This window comes from Streptomyces sp. NPDC000134 (assembly GCF_042899225.1).
In the GTDB taxonomy this organism is placed as follows: Bacteria; Actinomycetota; Actinomycetes; order Streptomycetales; family Streptomycetaceae; genus Streptomyces.
Genome location: NZ_JBIAZN010000013.1, coordinates 120,633 through 135,304 on the forward strand (window position 1 = coordinate 120,633; position 14,672 = coordinate 135,304).

General features: G+C 71.0%; 18 protein-coding genes and 5 tRNA genes. 17 read left to right on the plus strand and 6 right to left on the minus strand.

What is annotated here, in order from left to right; all coding sequences use genetic code 11:
- Positions 1-163 precede the first annotated feature (163 nt).
- The 9 genes from ACFY32_RS20895 (at position 164) to ACFY32_RS20935 (ending at position 4,143) form a co-directional block, all read left to right on the plus strand.
- A complete protein-coding gene (locus ACFY32_RS20895) occupies positions 164-355 on the plus strand; it encodes a hypothetical protein (protein WP_359193616.1) in 192 nt (63 codons plus the stop codon).
- A gap of 92 nt (positions 356-447) precedes the next feature.
- Positions 448-1,233: a fumarylacetoacetate hydrolase family protein gene (locus tag ACFY32_RS20900; RefSeq protein ID WP_359193613.1), complete on the plus strand. Its 786-nt coding sequence runs from the start codon at positions 448-450 to the stop codon at positions 1,231-1,233.
- On the plus strand, positions 1,226-2,716 hold the full coding sequence (gene gltX, locus ACFY32_RS20905) for a glutamate--tRNA ligase (RefSeq protein ID WP_390674938.1): 1,491 nt from the start codon (positions 1,226-1,228) through the stop codon (positions 2,714-2,716). Before ACFY32_RS20900 ends, gltX begins: the two co-directional genes overlap by 8 nt.
- Before the next feature lie 102 nt (positions 2,717-2,818).
- The gene (locus ACFY32_RS20910; protein WP_359193606.1) at positions 2,819-3,553 is read left to right on the plus strand and encodes an HAD family hydrolase; all 735 of its coding nucleotides are present in this window, start codon (positions 2,819-2,821) and stop codon (positions 3,551-3,553) included.
- Between the two features lie 95 nt (positions 3,554-3,648).
- Positions 3,649-3,720: transfer RNA gene (locus ACFY32_RS20915), tRNA-Gln, on the plus strand.
- A gap of 36 nt (positions 3,721-3,756) precedes the next feature.
- Positions 3,757-3,829 (plus strand) — tRNA-Glu (locus ACFY32_RS20920).
- Positions 3,830-3,861: 32 nt separating this feature from the next.
- A tRNA-Glu gene (locus ACFY32_RS20925) sits at positions 3,862-3,934 on the plus strand.
- Between the two features lie 20 nt (positions 3,935-3,954).
- A tRNA-Gln gene (locus ACFY32_RS20930) sits at positions 3,955-4,026 on the plus strand.
- A 44-nt stretch (positions 4,027-4,070) separates the two neighbouring features.
- Positions 4,071-4,143, plus strand: a tRNA-Glu gene (locus tag ACFY32_RS20935).
- 50 nt (positions 4,144-4,193) lie between these two features.
- On the opposite strand, the gene ACFY32_RS20940 is transcribed toward ACFY32_RS20935, so the two are convergent.
- A complete protein-coding gene (locus ACFY32_RS20940; RefSeq protein WP_359193604.1) occupies positions 4,194-4,841 on the minus strand; it encodes a MerR family transcriptional regulator in 648 nt (215 codons plus the stop codon).
- Between the two features lie 107 nt (positions 4,842-4,948).
- Between ACFY32_RS20940 and ACFY32_RS20945 the strand changes: the two genes are divergently transcribed.
- Positions 4,949-5,434 (plus strand): DUF4188 domain-containing protein, encoded by a 486-nt coding sequence (locus ACFY32_RS20945; protein WP_359193601.1) that lies wholly within the window; start codon positions 4,949-4,951, stop codon positions 5,432-5,434.
- 73 nt (positions 5,435-5,507) lie between these two features.
- On the opposite strand, the gene ndgR is transcribed toward ACFY32_RS20945, so the two are convergent.
- Positions 5,508-6,224 carry an IclR family transcriptional regulator NdgR gene (gene ndgR / locus ACFY32_RS20950; RefSeq protein WP_030577649.1) on the minus strand — a complete coding sequence of 239 codons (717 nt, stop codon included), beginning with the start codon at positions 6,222-6,224 and terminating at the stop codon, positions 5,508-5,510.
- A 193-nt stretch (positions 6,225-6,417) separates the two neighbouring features.
- Between ndgR and leuC the strand changes: the two genes are divergently transcribed.
- From leuC to ACFY32_RS20970, 4 genes are all read left to right on the plus strand, one after another.
- The gene (leuC, locus tag ACFY32_RS20955; RefSeq protein ID WP_359193598.1) at positions 6,418-7,845 is read left to right on the plus strand and encodes a 3-isopropylmalate dehydratase large subunit; all 1,428 of its coding nucleotides are present in this window, start codon (positions 6,418-6,420) and stop codon (positions 7,843-7,845) included.
- 6 nt (positions 7,846-7,851) lie between these two features.
- Positions 7,852-8,445: a 3-isopropylmalate dehydratase small subunit gene (leuD, locus tag ACFY32_RS20960; RefSeq protein ID WP_359193596.1), complete on the plus strand. Its 594-nt coding sequence runs from the start codon at positions 7,852-7,854 to the stop codon at positions 8,443-8,445.
- Positions 8,446-8,699: 254 nt separating this feature from the next.
- Positions 8,700-8,930, plus strand: a complete 231-nt coding sequence (locus tag ACFY32_RS20965; RefSeq protein WP_359193593.1) for a hypothetical protein — start codon at positions 8,700-8,702, stop codon at positions 8,928-8,930.
- 136 nt (positions 8,931-9,066) lie between these two features.
- Complete coding sequence (locus tag ACFY32_RS20970) at positions 9,067-9,744, plus strand: HU family DNA-binding protein (protein WP_390674939.1); 678 nt, start codon at positions 9,067-9,069, stop codon at positions 9,742-9,744.
- 96 nt (positions 9,745-9,840) lie between these two features.
- Here the strand turns inward: ACFY32_RS20970 and ACFY32_RS20975 are convergent, their stop codons facing one another.
- The gene (locus ACFY32_RS20975; RefSeq protein WP_359193588.1) at positions 9,841-10,044 is read right to left on the minus strand and encodes a hypothetical protein; all 204 of its coding nucleotides are present in this window, start codon (positions 10,042-10,044) and stop codon (positions 9,841-9,843) included.
- A gap of 9 nt (positions 10,045-10,053) precedes the next feature.
- Positions 10,054-10,692, minus strand: a complete 639-nt coding sequence (gene cofC, locus ACFY32_RS20980) for a 2-phospho-L-lactate guanylyltransferase (protein ID WP_359193585.1) — start codon at positions 10,690-10,692, stop codon at positions 10,054-10,056.
- 155 nt (positions 10,693-10,847) lie between these two features.
- Here cofC and ACFY32_RS20985 point away from each other — a divergent pair, with 155 nt between their 5' ends.
- From ACFY32_RS20985 to ACFY32_RS20995, 3 genes are read left to right on the plus strand one after another with little or no spacing between them, the layout of a single operon-like run.
- A complete protein-coding gene (locus tag ACFY32_RS20985) occupies positions 10,848-11,612 on the plus strand; it encodes a lysophospholipid acyltransferase family protein (RefSeq protein WP_359193583.1) in 765 nt (254 codons plus the stop codon).
- Positions 11,609-12,619 carry an NAD(P)H-dependent glycerol-3-phosphate dehydrogenase gene (locus ACFY32_RS20990; RefSeq protein ID WP_359193580.1) on the plus strand — a complete coding sequence of 337 codons (1,011 nt, stop codon included), beginning with the start codon at positions 11,609-11,611 and terminating at the stop codon, positions 12,617-12,619. The genes ACFY32_RS20985 and ACFY32_RS20990 overlap by 4 nt, the downstream gene beginning before the upstream one ends.
- Positions 12,620-12,678: 59 nt before the next feature.
- Positions 12,679-13,836, plus strand: a complete 1,158-nt coding sequence (locus ACFY32_RS20995) for a D-alanine--D-alanine ligase family protein (protein ID WP_359193577.1) — start codon at positions 12,679-12,681, stop codon at positions 13,834-13,836.
- A 21-nt stretch (positions 13,837-13,857) separates the two neighbouring features.
- Here ACFY32_RS20995 and ACFY32_RS21000 read toward each other — a convergent pair whose 3' ends face one another.
- On the minus strand, positions 13,858-14,358 hold the full coding sequence (locus ACFY32_RS21000; RefSeq protein WP_359193575.1) for a DUF3515 domain-containing protein: 501 nt from the start codon (positions 14,356-14,358) through the stop codon (positions 13,858-13,860).
- Between the two features lie 20 nt (positions 14,359-14,378).
- Complete coding sequence (locus ACFY32_RS21005; RefSeq protein WP_359193572.1) at positions 14,379-14,612, minus strand: Lrp/AsnC ligand binding domain-containing protein; 234 nt, start codon at positions 14,610-14,612, stop codon at positions 14,379-14,381.
- Positions 14,613-14,672: the final 60 nt, after the last annotated feature.

Sequence of the window (14,672 nt, forward strand, 5' to 3'; positions counted from 1 at the left end):
AGTGAGCAAACTCACACCGAGATCACGCGTCCCGGCCGTCCCCGCTGGGGAATCGCATGTCTAGCCTGATGCTTTACAGAGTAGGCAAATCCGACAACCCGCGCCCCCTCGGGGCCCTTTGAGGCCCGCCCGGCGCCCGGACACGACAAGGTCTCGTACAACTGTGAAGACGACGATGATGTTCCACAAGATCGCCAACCCGCGGCGCACGACGCTGGCGCACCTGAAGGACGCCGACGAGCTGCAGACGCCGGAGCGTCCGGAGCACCCCGTCGAGCTGCCCGCGCAGACCGCCAACCCGCGGCGCACGATCCTCATGGAGATCCCCGCCGCCACCGCCCCCGCGGAGCACTGAGCCCCCGCGGCGCCCGATCCGCCGGGCGGCCCCTGCCGCGTTAGCCTGGAGCGTCAGCATTCCGCCGCTTCAGTCAAGGGGCCAAGCAACCCGTGCGCATCGCCAGGTTCTCCATCGACGGGAACGTCGCCTTCGGCGCGGTCGAGGGCGACCAGCCGGACCAGCTCGTCCTGGACATCATCAAGGGCATCCCGTTCGCGGACTTCGAGCTCTCCGGCACCAAGGTGCCGGTGAGCAAGGTACGGCTGCTGCCGCCGGTGCTCCCCAACAAGGTCGTCGCCTTCGGCCGCAACTACGCCGAGCACGCCCGTGAACTCGGCAACGAGGTGCCCGACGCCCCGTTCGCCTTCTTCAAGCCGTCCACCTCGGTCATCGGCCCCGGCGACGACATCCAGTACCCGGCCTTCTCCTCGGACCTGCACCACGAGGCCGAGCTGGCCGTGGTCATCGGCCGGATGTGCCGCGACGTCCCGCGCGAGCGCGTCAAGGACGTCATCCTCGGCTACACCTGCGCCAACGACGTCACCGCCCGCGACGTCCAGAAGCGCGAGAAGCAGTGGGCCCGCGCCAAGGGCTTCGACACCTCCTGCCCGCTCGGCCCCTGGGTGGAGACGGACATCGGCCTCGCCGCCGCCGGCGACCTGACGATCCAGCTCACCGTCAACGGCCGGCAGCGCCAGCTCGGCCGCACCAGCGAGATGATCCACCCCATCGAGGACCTGATCGTCAACATCTCCGAGGCCATGACGCTGCTCCCCGGCGACGTGATCCTCACCGGCACCCCCGCGGGGGTCGGCCCCCTGAACGTCGGCGACGAGGTCGCCGTCACCATCGAAGGCATCGGCACTCTCACCAACAAGGTTGTCAAGCGTGGCTAGCGCAGCGTCTCCCGTACGCGTCCGTTTCTGTCCCTCGCCCACCGGTAACCCCCACGTGGGCCTGGTCCGCACCGCCCTGTTCAACTGGGCCTTCGCGCGCCACCACCAGGGCAGCGGTGCTCGATTCGTATTCCGCATCGAGGACACCGACGCGGCCCGCGACTCCGAGGAGTCCTACCGCCAGCTCCTGGAGTCGATGCGCTGGCTCGGCTTCGACTGGGACGAGGGCCCCGAGGTGGGCGGCCCGCACGCCCCGTACCGCCAGTCGCAGCGCATGGACATCTACCGGGACGTCGCCGCCAGGCTGCTCGACGCCGGCCACGCCTACCACTGCTACTGCTCCCAGGAGGAGCTGGACAGCCGCCGCGAGGCCGCCCGCGCCGCCGGCCGCCCCTCCGGGTACGACGGCCACTGCCGCGACCTGTCCGAGGCGCGGGTCGAGGAGTTCAAGGCGCAGGGCCGCACGCCCATCGTCCGCTTCCGGATGCCCGACGAGGCGATCACCTTCACCGACCTGGTCCGCGGCGAGCTGACCTTCACCCCGGAGAACGTCCCGGACTACGGCATCGTCCGCGCCAACGGCGCCCCGCTCTACACACTGGTCAACCCGGTCGACGACGCCCTGATGGAGATCACCCACGTCCTGCGCGGCGAGGACCTGCTCTCCTCCACCCCCCGCCAGATCGCCCTCTACAAGGCGCTGATCGAGCTGGGCGTCGCCAAGGAGATCCCCGCCTTCGGCCACCTGCCGTACGTGATGGGCGAGGGCAACAAGAAGCTCTCCAAGCGCGACCCCCAGTCGAGCCTCAACCTCTACCGGGAGCGCGGCTTCCTCCCCGAGGGCCTGCTCAACTACCTCTCCCTGCTCGGCTGGTCGCTCTCCGCCGACCAGGACATCTTCACCGTCGAGGAGATGGTCGCCGCCTTCGACGTCGAGGACGTCAACCCCAACCCCGCCCGCTTCGACCTCAAGAAGTGCGAGGCGATCAACGGCGACCACATCCGGATGCTGGACGTGAAGGACTTCGCCGAGCGCTGCCGCCCCTGGCTGACGGCCCCCGTCGCGCCCTGGGCGCCGGAGGACTTCGACGAGGCCAAGTGGCAGGCGGTCGCCCCGCACGCCCAGACCCGCCTGAAGGTGCTCTCCGAGATCACCGACAACGTGGACTTCCTGTTCCTGCCGGAGCCGGTCTTCGACGAGGCGTCCTGGACCAAGGCGATGAAGGAGGGCTCCGACGCCCTGCTGCGCACCGCCCGGGAGAAGCTGGAGGCCGCCGACTGGACCTCCCCGGAGGCCCTGAAGGAGGCCGTCCTGGCCGCCGGCGAGGCGCACGGCCTCAAGCTCGGCAAGGCCCAGGCCCCCGTCCGCGTCGCCGTCACCGGCCGCACGGTCGGCCTGCCCCTCTTCGAGTCCCTGGAGATCCTCGGCAAGGAGAAGGCCCTCGCCCGGATCGACGCGGCGCTGGCGAGGCTGGCGGCGTAGGGCACACGCGCGTGACGTGCGGGGCGGCGACCCGGAAGTCGGGGTGCCGCCCCTTCGCCGTTCCCCCGGACACATCCCGCGCCGGGGAGTTACCGTCGGATCATGAGCATTCGCGCCGTGGTCTGGGACGTGGACGACACCCTCTTCGACTACACGACCGCGGACCGCGAGGGCATGCGCGCCCACCTGGCCGCCGAGGGCCTGCTGACCGCCCTCGGCCCCGCCCAGGAGGCGCTGCGGCGCTGGCGCGAGGTGACCGACCTGCAGTGGGCCCGGTTCGCGGCCGGCGAGGTCGACTTCGTCACACAGCGCCGCGACCGCATCCGCCTCTTCCTGGACCGCCCCGGCCTCACCGACGGCGAGGCCGACGACTGGTTCACGCGCTACCTCGCCCACTACGAGGCCGCCTGGTCCCTCTTCCCGGACGTCCTGCCCGTCCTCGACGCCCTCGCCGCCAGCCACCGGCACGCCGTGCTCTCCAACTCCAGCCTCACCGTCCAGGACCGCAAGCTCCGCGTCCTCGGCGTCCACGACCGCTTCGAGGCCATCCTGTGCGCCGCCGAGCTGGGCGTCTCCAAGCCCGACCCCGGCGCCTTCCTGGCCGCCTGCGAGGCGCTCTCCCTCGCCCCGCACGAGGTGGCGTACGTCGGCGACCACCCGGAGATCGACGGGCGCGGCGCCGCCGAGGCCGGGCTGCTGTCGGTGTGGATCGACCGCGGCGGCGTCTACGCGACGGTCGACCCGCCCGCCGGCCCGCGCCGTATCGCGTCCCTGGCCGAACTGCCCGCGCTGCTCGGCTCCGATACCCGTTTTGGAGCCCCGTCCACCTTCGGGTAATGTTCTTTCTGCGCCGCCGGGGAGCGGGCCGAAAGGGCCGCGAACCGACAGTGCGAAATGAGAACAAGATCCCCGGCATGGGGCTTGCGTTCCAGTGGCCTATGGTGTAATTGGCAGCACGACTGATTCTGGTTCAGTTAGTCTTGGTTCGAGTCCAGGTAGGCCAGCTCGCAGATGTTCTGATCGAGCTCACCATCTGCAAAGCCCCCGTTGTGTAGCGGCCTAGCACGCTGCCCTCTCAAGGCAGTAGCGCCGGTTCGAATCCGGTCGGGGGTACGGAGATCGCTTCACGGAGAGATCTCGCTAGGGCCCCCGTTGTGTAGCGGCCTAGCACGCCGCCCTCTCAAGGCGGTAGCGCCGGTTCGAATCCGGTCGGGGGTACTGACTGGTCTAAACCACATTGGTCTATGGTGTAATTGGCAGCACGACTGATTCTGGTTCAGTTAGTCTTGGTTCGAGTCCAGGTAGACCAGCTCGGACCTGCGGCGATGCAGTATCGAACGCTCGCAGGGTCCACGCCCCCGTTGTGTAGCGGCCTAGCACGCCGCCCTCTCAAGGCGGTAGCGCCGGTTCGAATCCGGTCGGGGGTACAGAAGAGAAGGACCCTCCCTCGGGAGGGTCCTTCCGCTTTTCCCGCGGGTCACCTGCCGCCGAACCGCCGGCCGGACTCCTCCGCCTCGGCCAGCCGCCGCAGGCTCAGCAGCACCGGCTCGTACAGCACGGTCAGCGCCACCGCCGCCTCCACCTGCTCCTCCGGTGTGCCGTACCGCTCCACCAGGTCGAGATCGGTCCGCGCCATCCCCTCCACCGCCTGCCCGTACGGCTCCAGGTCCTCCACCGAGCAGGGATATCCGAGCCGGGCGAGCGTGGCGATCGCCGTCACCAGCATTCCGTACGCCGGTGAGACCGGCGCCCCGGACGCCGGACCGTGGTCCCAGCCGAGCCGCCGCAGCAGGGCGTCGGCGGTGCGCCGGCCCACCTCGGTCGCCGGGTCGCCCTCGTCCGGGGCCGGCCCGTGCGGCAGGGACCACACCGCCCTGCCCAGCCGCTCGTTGCGGTCCAGGTCCTCGTTCTCCAGGGCGGCGAGCACCTCCCGGGCCGAGGCCACCGGGACGCCCCCCACCTGGATCAGCGCGCGCACCAGGCGCAGGCGCCGCAGATGGTCCTCGTCGTACTCGGACTGCGTGGCCGTGACGCGGCGGCCGGGATGCAGCAGCCCCTCGCGCAGGTAGTACTTGATCGTCGCCGTGGAGACACCGCTGCGCGCGCTCAGCTCCGCCAGTCGCATCCGGTCCGCACCTTCTTCCCTCTTGCGCCTCCCGTTGGGGAGTGCCACTATCCAAACATGGATAGTGGAGCTATCCAATAACGGTCACGAGGAAGTGGGGGAGAGCGATGGGTGAGGAGCCGATCGAGGGCCGGACGACGGCGGCACGCGAGGGCGAGGTGGTCGTCTTCCTGATCGGGATGCGGATCAACAAGGTGACCGCGGTGCGCAGTTGGCTGCCGGTGGCCAGGGCCATGGGCCCGATGCTGGCGGAGCTGTCCCGCGACGAGGACAGCGGGCTGCTCGGCCACCGGTTCCTGCTGGGCTTCCCGCGGGTGGCCTACCTGGTGCAGTACTGGGACTCGGCGGAGAAGCTGCGCGCCTACGCGTCGGCGCCGGACAAGCGGCACCGGCCGGCCTGGACCGCCTTCAACCGGCGACTGCGCGAGGGCAAGGGGAAGGTCGGCTTCTGGCACGAGACCTACGTGGTGCCCGCGGGCTCCTACGAGACGGTCTACGTGAACATGCCCGAGTTCGGCCTGGGGCGGGCCACCGGAGTCGTGCCGGTCGGCCGGCGGGGCGAGCGGATGGCCGACCGCCTGCGGACGTCCTGAGCGGCGCGCCGGTGAGACCGGGGGCGGGCCGGCCGCGGCGCCGGGGCCGGCCCGCCCCCGTACGGAACGGATCTCAGCCGGTGCGGCGCAGGGCCTCGGAGAGGCGGGCGGCGGCGTCGATGACCGCCTGGGCGTGCATCCGCCCCGGGTGCCGGGTCAGCCGCTCGATGGGGCCGGAGACCGAGACGGCGGCCACCACGCGGTTGGACGGGCCGCGCACCGGCGCGGAGACCGACGCCACCCCGGGCTCCCGCTCGCCGATGGACTGGGCCCAGCCCCGGCGCCGTACGCCGGACAGGGCGGTGGCCGTGAACCGGGCGCCCTGCAGACCCCGGTGGAGGCGCTCGGGCTCCTCCCAGGCCATCAGGATCTGCGCCGAGGAACCGGCCTTCATCGTGAGCGTCGAGCCGACCGGGACCGTGTCCCGAAGGCCGGACAGGCGTTCCGCCGCGGCGACGCAGATGCGCATGTCGCCCTGGCGGCGGTAGAGCTGCGCGCTCTCGCCCGTGACGTCCCGCAGATGCGTGAGCACCGGGCCCGCGGTGGCGAGCAGCCGGTCCTCGCCGGCCGCCGCGGCCAGCTCGGCCAGGCGCGGGCCGAGAATGAAACGGCCCTGCATGTCGCGTGCCACCATGCGGTGGTGTTCCAGGGCCACTGCCAGGCGGTGGGCCGTGGGTCGTGCCAGTCCGGTCGCGCCGACCAGACCCGCGAGGGTGGCCGGACCGGACTCCAGGGCGCTCAGCACGAGTGCCGCCTTGTCCAGAACGCCGACGCCGCTACTGTTGTCCATGAAACGATACTTGCGTCTCACTCTGTGAAACGCAAGTTCAATTTTCCGTGGAACACGCCACTCTGGATGGCACGAAGTCACAGCGGCCCGTGACGTAAGGGCCTGGCGGCGGATGCCCGGAAACAGGGGTGCGGGCACGCCTGATCAAGATCTCTAGTTGGGTCGGCGCCCGGCGCCGGCCGGAGGGAAAGCGATGGGTAGGACACTCGCGGAGAAGGTCTGGGACGACCACGTCGTCCGGCGCGCCGAGGGCGAGCCCGACCTCCTCTACATCGATCTGCACCTGCTGCACGAGGTGACCAGCCCCCAGGCCTTCGACGGCCTGCGCAAGAGCGGCCGGCGGGTGCGGCGGCTCGACCTGACCATCGCCACCGAGGACCACAACACCCCGACCCTGGACATCGACAAGCCCATCGCCGACCCGGTCTCCCGGGCCCAGCTCGAGACGCTGCGCAAGAACTGCGCCGAGTTCGGCGTCCGGCTGCACCCGCTGGGCGACGTCGAGCAGGGCGTCGTGCACGTCGTCGGCCCCCAGCTCGGACTGACCCAGCCCGGCACCACCGTGGTCTGCGGCGACTCGCACACCTCCACGCACGGCGCCTTCGGCGCGCTGGCCTTCGGCATCGGCACCTCGCAGGTCGAGCACGTGCTGGCCACCCAGACGCTGCCGATGGCCCGCCCCAGGACCATGGCGATCACGGTGCGGGGCGAGCTGCCCGACGGCGTCACCGCCAAGGACCTGATCCTGGCGATCATCGCCAGGATCGGCACCGGCGGCGGCCAGGGCTACATCCTGGAGTACCGCGGCGAGGCCATCGAGAAGCTCTCGATGGAGGCCCGGATGACCATCTGCAACATGTCGATCGAGGCCGGCGCCCGCGCGGGCATGATCGCCCCCGACGAGACCACCTTCGCCTACCTCAAGGGCCGCCCGCACGCCCCCGAGGGCGCGGACTGGGACGCGGCGGTGGAGTACTGGAAGACGCTGCGCACCGACGACGACGCCGAGTTCGACGCCGAGGTGGTCATCGAGGCCGCCGAGCTGTCCCCGTTCGTCACCTGGGGCACCAACCCGGGCCAGGGCGCGCCGCTTTCGGCGGCCGTCCCCGACCCGGCCTCGTACGAGGACGCCTCGGAGCGCTTCGCCGCCGAAAAGGCCCTGGAGTACATGGGGTTGGAGGCCGGCCAGCCGCTGCGCTCCATCGAGGTGGACACCGTCTTCGTAGGTTCGTGCACCAACGGCCGCATCGAGGACCTGCGCGCCGCCGCGGGCATCCTCAAGGGCCGCAAAGTCGCCGACGGCGTACGGATGCTGGTGGTCCCCGGCTCCGCGCGGGTGGGCCTGCAGGCCGTCTCCGAGGGCCTGGACGTGGTCTTCAAGGAGGCCGGGGCCGAGTGGCGGCACGCGGGCTGCTCGATGTGCCTGGGCATGAACCCCGACCAGCTCGCCCCCGGTGAGCGCTCCGCCTCCACCTCCAACCGCAACTTCGAGGGCCGGCAGGGCAAGGGCGGACGCACCCACCTGGTGTCGCCGCAGGTCGCCGCCGCGACGGCCGTCACGGGGCACCTGGCCTCCCCGGCCGACCTGTCCGCCGACGTCCCCACGCCCGCTGGAGTCTGATCAGTCATGGAAGCATTCACCACCCACACCGGCCGGGCCGTCCCGCTGCGCCGCAGCAACGTCGACACCGACCAGATCATCCCCGCCCACTGGCTCAAGAAGGTGACGCGGGACGGTTTCGAGGACGGGCTGTTCGAGGCCTGGCGCAAGGACGGGGACTTCATCCTCAACCGGCCCGAGCGCGCGGGCGCCACCGTCCTGGTCGCCGGTCCCGACTTCGGCACCGGCTCCTCCCGCGAGCACGCCGTCTGGGCGCTGCAGAACTACGGTTTCAAGGCCGTCGTCTCCTCCCGCTTCGCCGACATCTTCCGCGGCAACTCACTGAAGAACGGCCTGCTCACCGTGGTCCTCGACCAGACGGTCGTGGACGCCCTGTGGGAGCTGACGGAGCAGGACCCGACGGCCGAGGTGACCGTCGACCTCGAAGCCCGCGAGGTGCGCGCCGAGGGCATCACCGCCTCCTTCGAGCTGGACGAGAACTCCCGCTGGCGGCTGCTGAACGGCCTGGACGACATCTCCATCACGCTCCAGAACGAGCAGGACGTCTCGGCGTACGAGGCGAAGCGGCCGTCGTACAAGCCGCGCACCCTCCCGGTCTGACCCCAGCGCCGGACCACGGTCGAGTTTCGGCCACCCAACACCCCCGCCGTACCCCCGATCGCGCCGATCGGGGGTACGGCTGTGTCCGGGCCCCGAACGGGTCCGGCGGGAGCACAACGTCCCACGTTAGAGCGGTGGTTGGCCGGGTACCCGGGTCCTGTGGCCGGGGCTTCGGAAGGGGCCCGAGAGGCCGCTGGGCACCGCAGTTGCCCCCTGCGCAGGCGACAACTCGCCCCAGATGGCACAATCTGTGCATGGAACACGACGGCCAACTCCAGCTCTATACGGCGGTCGCGATCCGGCTCAAGGAAGCGCACGCAAGGGTGCGCGCACTGCAAGTCCCGGAGGGCGTACGGATGGCGCTGACCCGGAAGCTGCTGGTCATTACGGCCGCGGCCAAGCACGATCTCGCCGGTGCGGCAAGGCGTCTGGAGCGGTTCACCGCGGACCTCGACGAGGGGCGAATCCCCGACGAGGAAGGCTGAACAGGCCGCGACCGCCGAGTCCGTTGCGGCACAAGGGTGATTAGCCCGTTTCGTGTTTGATTTGCGGTATATATCTGCCTAACGTGCGAAAAAGCTTGAACATTCTCGTTCTGGCAATGTCTCCGAAGGGGAAGACGTGAACAAGGCGCAGCTCGTAGAAGCGATTGCCGACAAGATGGGCGGACGGCAGCAGGCCGCCGACGCCGTCGACGCGGTCCTGGACGCCATCGTCCGCGCGGTGGTCGCGGGTGACCGGGTCTCGGTCACCGGCTTCGGTTCCTTCGAGAAGGTCGACCGCCCGGCCCGCTACGCCCGCAACCCCCAGACGGGCGAGCGGGTTCGGGTCAAGAAGACGTCCGTGCCCCGTTTCCGCGCGGGCCAGGGCTTCAAGGACCTGGTCAGCGGCTCGAAGAAGCTCCCGAAGAACGACATCGCGGTGAAGAAGGCGCCCAAGGGCAGCCTGTCCGGCCCGCCGCCCACCATCGCCAAGTCCGCGGGCAAGAAGGCCGCCGCCAAGAAGACCGCGGGAGCGGCGAAGAAGACCACCGGCGCGGCCAAGAAGACGACGAGCGCGGCGAAGAAGACCACCGGCGCCGCGAAGAAGAGCACCGGGGCGGCCAAGAAGACCACCGGGGCGGCCAAGACGACCACCGCCAAGAAGGCCCCGGCGAAGAAGTCGACGGGCACCGCCGCGGCGAAGAAGACCACCGCGAAGAAGGCCCCGGCGAAGAAGGCCACGGCCACCACGGCGCCCGCCAAGAAGTCGACCGCGCGCAAGACCACCGCCAAGAAGACCACCGCCCGCAAGAAGTAAGCGGCGGCAGGGCACCAGGGCACTCACGCGCCGGGCCGGACTCCCTCTCGGAGTCCGGCCCGCGGCCTGTCCGGGCCCGTCGCCGGGCCCCGGGCCTCACATCGTCTGCAGCGTCACCAGCGTGATCCGCCGGCCCTCGCCCGTGCCCTCGGTCTCGATCCGCACCCGCTGTCCGGGCCGCAGCAGCCTCAGGCCCCCCGCGTCGAACGCCGCCGCGTCGAAGGGCACCGGAGTCCCGTCGTCCAGCAGCACCTGCCCGCTGCGGCTGTCGGGGTCGTACGTGTACGCGGTCGCCTGCATGGCGGCAGCCTACTGTCCGGCGATGAGCAGCTTCGCGGCGGCCGCGGCCGTACGGGGACCGACCCCCAGCGCCAGCGCCGCCCGCAGATCGTCCCCGGTGTCGACGTCCTGCCGTACGGAATCCACCGCGGCCGGCCCGAGTTCCACCGCGCCGGACGCGCGGTGCCGATTCCGGGAATCCGGGCCGAATGCGGGACGCAGTTCCCGGCCCGGCGCCGCGGTCAGCAATGTCGTACCGATTTCGGCGGCATCCGGGAGGAAAGCGCGCGGGAATTGCGCCGCCACCTCCAGTACCCGCGCCAATTCCGCGGGGCGCAGTGCCGGGAGATCGGCGTTCAAAGCGGCCACCGCGCTTTCGGGACGCGGTGCGCGCACGGCCGCCGCCGCGTGCGCCAGGGCCGCGTTCAGCCCGCCGCCCGGCTCCTCGGGCACGACGGCCGCGCCGAGCGCCGCCAGCTCCCGACCCGCCCGGACATCGTCCGTGACGACTGCCACATCGGCCACCGCGGGGCAGGCCAGCGCGGCGGCGACGGTGTCCAGCGCGAAGGCCAGCGCGAGGTCCGGCCGCACCGCGTCGTCCGCGGTGTCCGCCAGCCTGCTCTTGGCACGGGCCAAGGACTTCACGGGCACGACCAAGCTCCACTGCACAGGCGATCCGTCCCTCTCTTGTCGCGCTCATTGTCACCCGGCGCCGCCGGAGCCGCCGGTGGCGGGGCGTACGGTGTCCTCGACAGACCGGCGGCCTGGGGCGACACTTGTGCGGCCCCCCTGGCCGCGTCCAGGACCTAGAGGAAGGTGTCCGCGTGCCCCGCCGCAGAATCGGCTTCTGGTACCGCTTGGCCGCGGTGATCTGCAAACCACCGCTGGTGCTACTCCTCAAGCGGGACTGGCGGGGAATGGAGAACATTCCGGCCGACGGCGGATTCATCACCGTCGTGAATCACAATTCGTACATCGACCCTCTCGGCTACGCGCATTACCAGTACAACACCGGACGAGTGCCGCGATTCCTCGCCAAGAGCGGGCTTTTCAAGAAGGGCTTCGTCGGTGCCGCGATGCGCGGCACCGGGCAGATTCCCGTCTACCGCGAGAGCACCGACGCGCTCAGCGCCTTCCGGGCCGCGATCGACGCCGTGCAGCGCGGCGAGTGCGTCGCCTTCTACCCCGAGGGCACCCTCACCCGCGACCCCGACGGCTGGCCCATGACCGGCAAGACCGGCGCGGCCCGGGTCGCCCTGCAGACCCGGTGCCCGGTCGTCCCGGTCGCCCAGTGGGGCTGCAACGAGGTGCTGCCGCCGTACGCCAAGAAGCCGCACCTCTTTCCCCGCAAGACCCACCGGGTGATCGCGGGCCCGCCGGTCGACCTCTCCCGGTTCTACGGCAAGGAGATGACCGCGGACGTGCTGCGGGAGGCCACCGAGGTCATCATGGCCGCCATCACCCGCCAGTTGGAGGAGATCCGCGGCGAGAAGGCGCCCGCGACGCCCTACGACCCGCGCCGCGAACGCCGCGAGCAGCGGCGGCGCACCCGGGCACAGCGGAAACAGGCAGAAGGGCAGGGCACGTGAGCAAGCCGGTCAAGGCGGCCGTCTTCGGCACCGGATCGTGGGGCACCGCCTTCGGCATGATCCTCGCCGACGCGGGCTGCGAGGTCACCCTGTGGGCCCGGCGCCCCGCACTCGCCGACGCCGTCAACTCCACCCGCACCAACCCGGACTATCTGCCGGGCGTCGACCTCCCGGAGAACCTCCGGGCCACCTCCGACGCCGCCGAGGCCGCCCGGGACGCCGACTTCACCGTCCTCGCGATCCCCTCGCAGACCCTGCGCGCCAACCTCGCCGACTGGCGGGCGCTGCTCGCGCCGGACACCGTCCTGGTCTCCCTGATGAAGGGCGTCGAACTCGGCTCCGCGATGCGGATGAGCGAGGTCGTCGAGGACGTCGCCAAGGTCGGCGCCGACCGCATCGCCGTGGTCACCGGCCCCAACCTGGCCCGCGAGATCGCCGCCCGGATGCCGGCCGCCGCCGTCGTGGCCTGCACCGACGAGGCCGTCGCCCGGCGTCTGCAGACCGCCTGCCACACCCCCTACTTCCGCCCGTACACCAACACCGACGTCATCGGCTGCGAGCTGGGCGGCGCCGTGAAGAACGTCATCGGGCTGGCCGTCGGCATCGCGGACGGCATGGGCCTGGGCGACAACGCCAAGGGCTCGCTCATCACCCGGGGCCTGGCCGAGACCACCCGCCTCGGGGTGGCGCTCGGCGCCGACCCGCTGACCTTCTCCGGACTCGCGGGCCTGGGCGACCTGGTGGCCACCTGCTCCTCGCCGCTCTCCCGCAACCACACCTTCGGCACCAACCTCGGCAAGGGCATGACCCTCCAGGAGACCATCGCGGTCACCAAGCAGACCGCCGAGGGCGTCAAGTCCTGCGAGTCGGTGCTGGATCTGGCCCGCCGGTACGGTGTCGACATGCCGATCACCGAGACGGTGGTGGCGATCGTGCACGAGGGCAAGCCCCCGGTGGTGGCCGTCGAGGAGCTGATGTCGCGCAGCGCGAAGCCCGAGCGACGCTGAGCCACGCGGGGCCGACGGCGCTTACTCCGCGTCCTACCACCGGGTACTCTCAACGCGATATGAGCACCGAGAACCTCCCCCAGAGCCCCGAGCAGCCGCCACGCAAACCGCGCGTGGCCGTCGTGTTCGGCGGGCGCAGCTCCGAACACGGGATCTCCGTGGTCACCGCCGGCGCCGTCCTCGCCGCCATCGACCGGACCAAGTACGACGTCCTGCCGATCGGCATCTCGACGGAAGGCCGGTGGTTCCTGACCGCCGACGAGCCCGCCCGGATGGCGATCACCGACCGGCGCACGCCCAGCGTGGAGCAGCTCGCCGAGTCCACCGAGGGCGGCGTGGTGCTCCCGGTCGACCCCGCCGACCGCGAAGTCGTCTACAGCGAACCGGGTTCGGTGCCCAAGGCGCTCGGCGAGGTCGACGTCGTCTTCCCGGTGCTGCACGGCCCGTACGGCGAGGACGGCACGCTCCAGGGACTGCTCGAACTGTCCGGGGTGCCGTACGTCGGCTCGGGCGTGCTGGCCTCGGCGGTCGGCCAGGACAAGGAGTACATGAAGCGGGTGTTCACCTCCTTCGGGCTCAAGGTGGGCCCGTACGTGGTGATCCGGCCGCGCGAGTGGGAGCGGGACGCCCCGGCCGCCCGCAAGAAGATCGTCGACTTCGCCGGCGAGCACGGCTGGCCGCTGTTCGTGAAGCCCGCGCGGGCGGGTTCCTCGATCGGCATCACCAAGGTGGACGGCCTCGCCGGGCTCGACGAGGCGATCGCCGAGGCGCGGCGGCACGACCCGAAGATCCTCGTCGAGGCGGCGCTCACCGGCCGCGAGATCGAGTGCGGGGTGCTGGAGTTCGAGGACGGCCCGCGGGCCTCCGTACCCGCCGAGATCCCGCCGCCCAGCGAGCACGCGTACTACGACTTCGAGGCCAAGTACATCGACTCCACGCCCGGTCTGGTGCCCGCGCCGCTGACCGAGGAGGAGACCGCCGAGGTGCGGCGGCTCGCGGTCGAGGCGTTCGACGCGGCCTCCTGCGAGGGACTGGTCCGCGCGGACTTCTTCCTCACCGAGCACGGCGAGTTCGTCATCAACGAGATCAACACGATGCCCGGCTTCACGCCCATCTCGATGTACCCGCAGATGTGGCAGGCGTCCGGGGTGAGCTACCCCGAACTGGTGGACCGCCTGGTGCAGGCGGCGCTGCGCAGGCCGACCGGACTGCGCTGACGGACGGTGCCCGGGGCGGGCTCAGAGGGCGGTTCCTTCGGGGACCGCCCTCTTCACGGCCGGGGCGAGGTCGATCAGCACGCTGGAGCTGTCCCGCCCCTCCGGCACGGTGACCTCGACGTACGCCTGCCGGTTGGCGCAGGTGAACCGGTACGACCCGTCGTCCCGCTTCTCCATCAGCCAGTCCACGCCGTTCACCCCGCCGGCCACCGCGTCCTTGTCACCGCCCTCGGCGACCTTCGGGTCGATCATCTTCGGCGGCCGGGCGACCCCGCAGCGCAGTATGATCAGCGGGTTTCCCCAGCCCGCCGTCAGCGCGGAGCCGGGCTCGGGGTCCTCCCGGCCGAGGCCGTCCACCGTCGCCGGCAGTACCTTGTCCAGGTTCCGGCACAGTTCGGCGGCCTTCGCGTCCGGGCTGGGAACCGCCGCCGACGGGCTGTCGTCGCTCGATGAGCAGCCCGCGGCCGCGATCAGCAGGACGAGCACGGGCAGGCCGAGGAGCCGGTGACGGAAGGAGTTCACCGGCACAGGGTAGACGGGGGCTACAGATGGACGACCGGGCAGGTCAGGGTGCGGGTGATGCCGTCCACCTGCTGGACCCTGGCGACCACCATGCGGCCGAGGCCGTCGACGGTCTCGGCCTGCGCCCGCACAATCACGTCATAGGGTCCTGTCACGTCCTCGGCCTGGATCACCCCAGGGAGCTTGCTGATCGTCTCGGCGACGGTCGACGCCTTGCCGACCTCCGTCTGGATCAGGATGTACGCCTGTACCACGGAACCTCCAGGGCGGCCACGAGGATCATGTGGGGAAAAGGAACGCCACGGTATCGCGTC

Coding starts and splice junctions, on each gene's coding strand:
- ACFY32_RS20910 (WP_359193606.1), top strand. CDS start 2,819: ATGAGCATTCGCGCCGTGGTCTGGGACGTGGACGACACCCTCTTCGAC.
- ACFY32_RS20940 (WP_359193604.1), bottom strand. CDS start 4,841: ATGCGACTGGCGGAGCTGAGCGCGCGCAGCGGTGTCTCCACGGCGACG.
- ACFY32_RS20945 (WP_359193601.1), top strand. CDS start 4,949: ATGGGTGAGGAGCCGATCGAGGGCCGGACGACGGCGGCACGCGAGGGC.
- ndgR (WP_030577649.1), bottom strand. CDS start 6,224: ATGGACAACAGTAGCGGCGTCGGCGTTCTGGACAAGGCGGCACTCGTG.
- leuC (WP_359193598.1), top strand. CDS start 6,418: ATGGGTAGGACACTCGCGGAGAAGGTCTGGGACGACCACGTCGTCCGG.
- leuD (WP_359193596.1), top strand. CDS start 7,852: ATGGAAGCATTCACCACCCACACCGGCCGGGCCGTCCCGCTGCGCCGC.
- ACFY32_RS20965 (WP_359193593.1), top strand. CDS start 8,700: ATGGAACACGACGGCCAACTCCAGCTCTATACGGCGGTCGCGATCCGG.
- ACFY32_RS20975 (WP_359193588.1), bottom strand. CDS start 10,044: ATGCAGGCGACCGCGTACACGTACGACCCCGACAGCCGCAGCGGGCAG.
- ACFY32_RS20995 (WP_359193577.1), top strand. CDS start 12,679: ATGAGCACCGAGAACCTCCCCCAGAGCCCCGAGCAGCCGCCACGCAAA.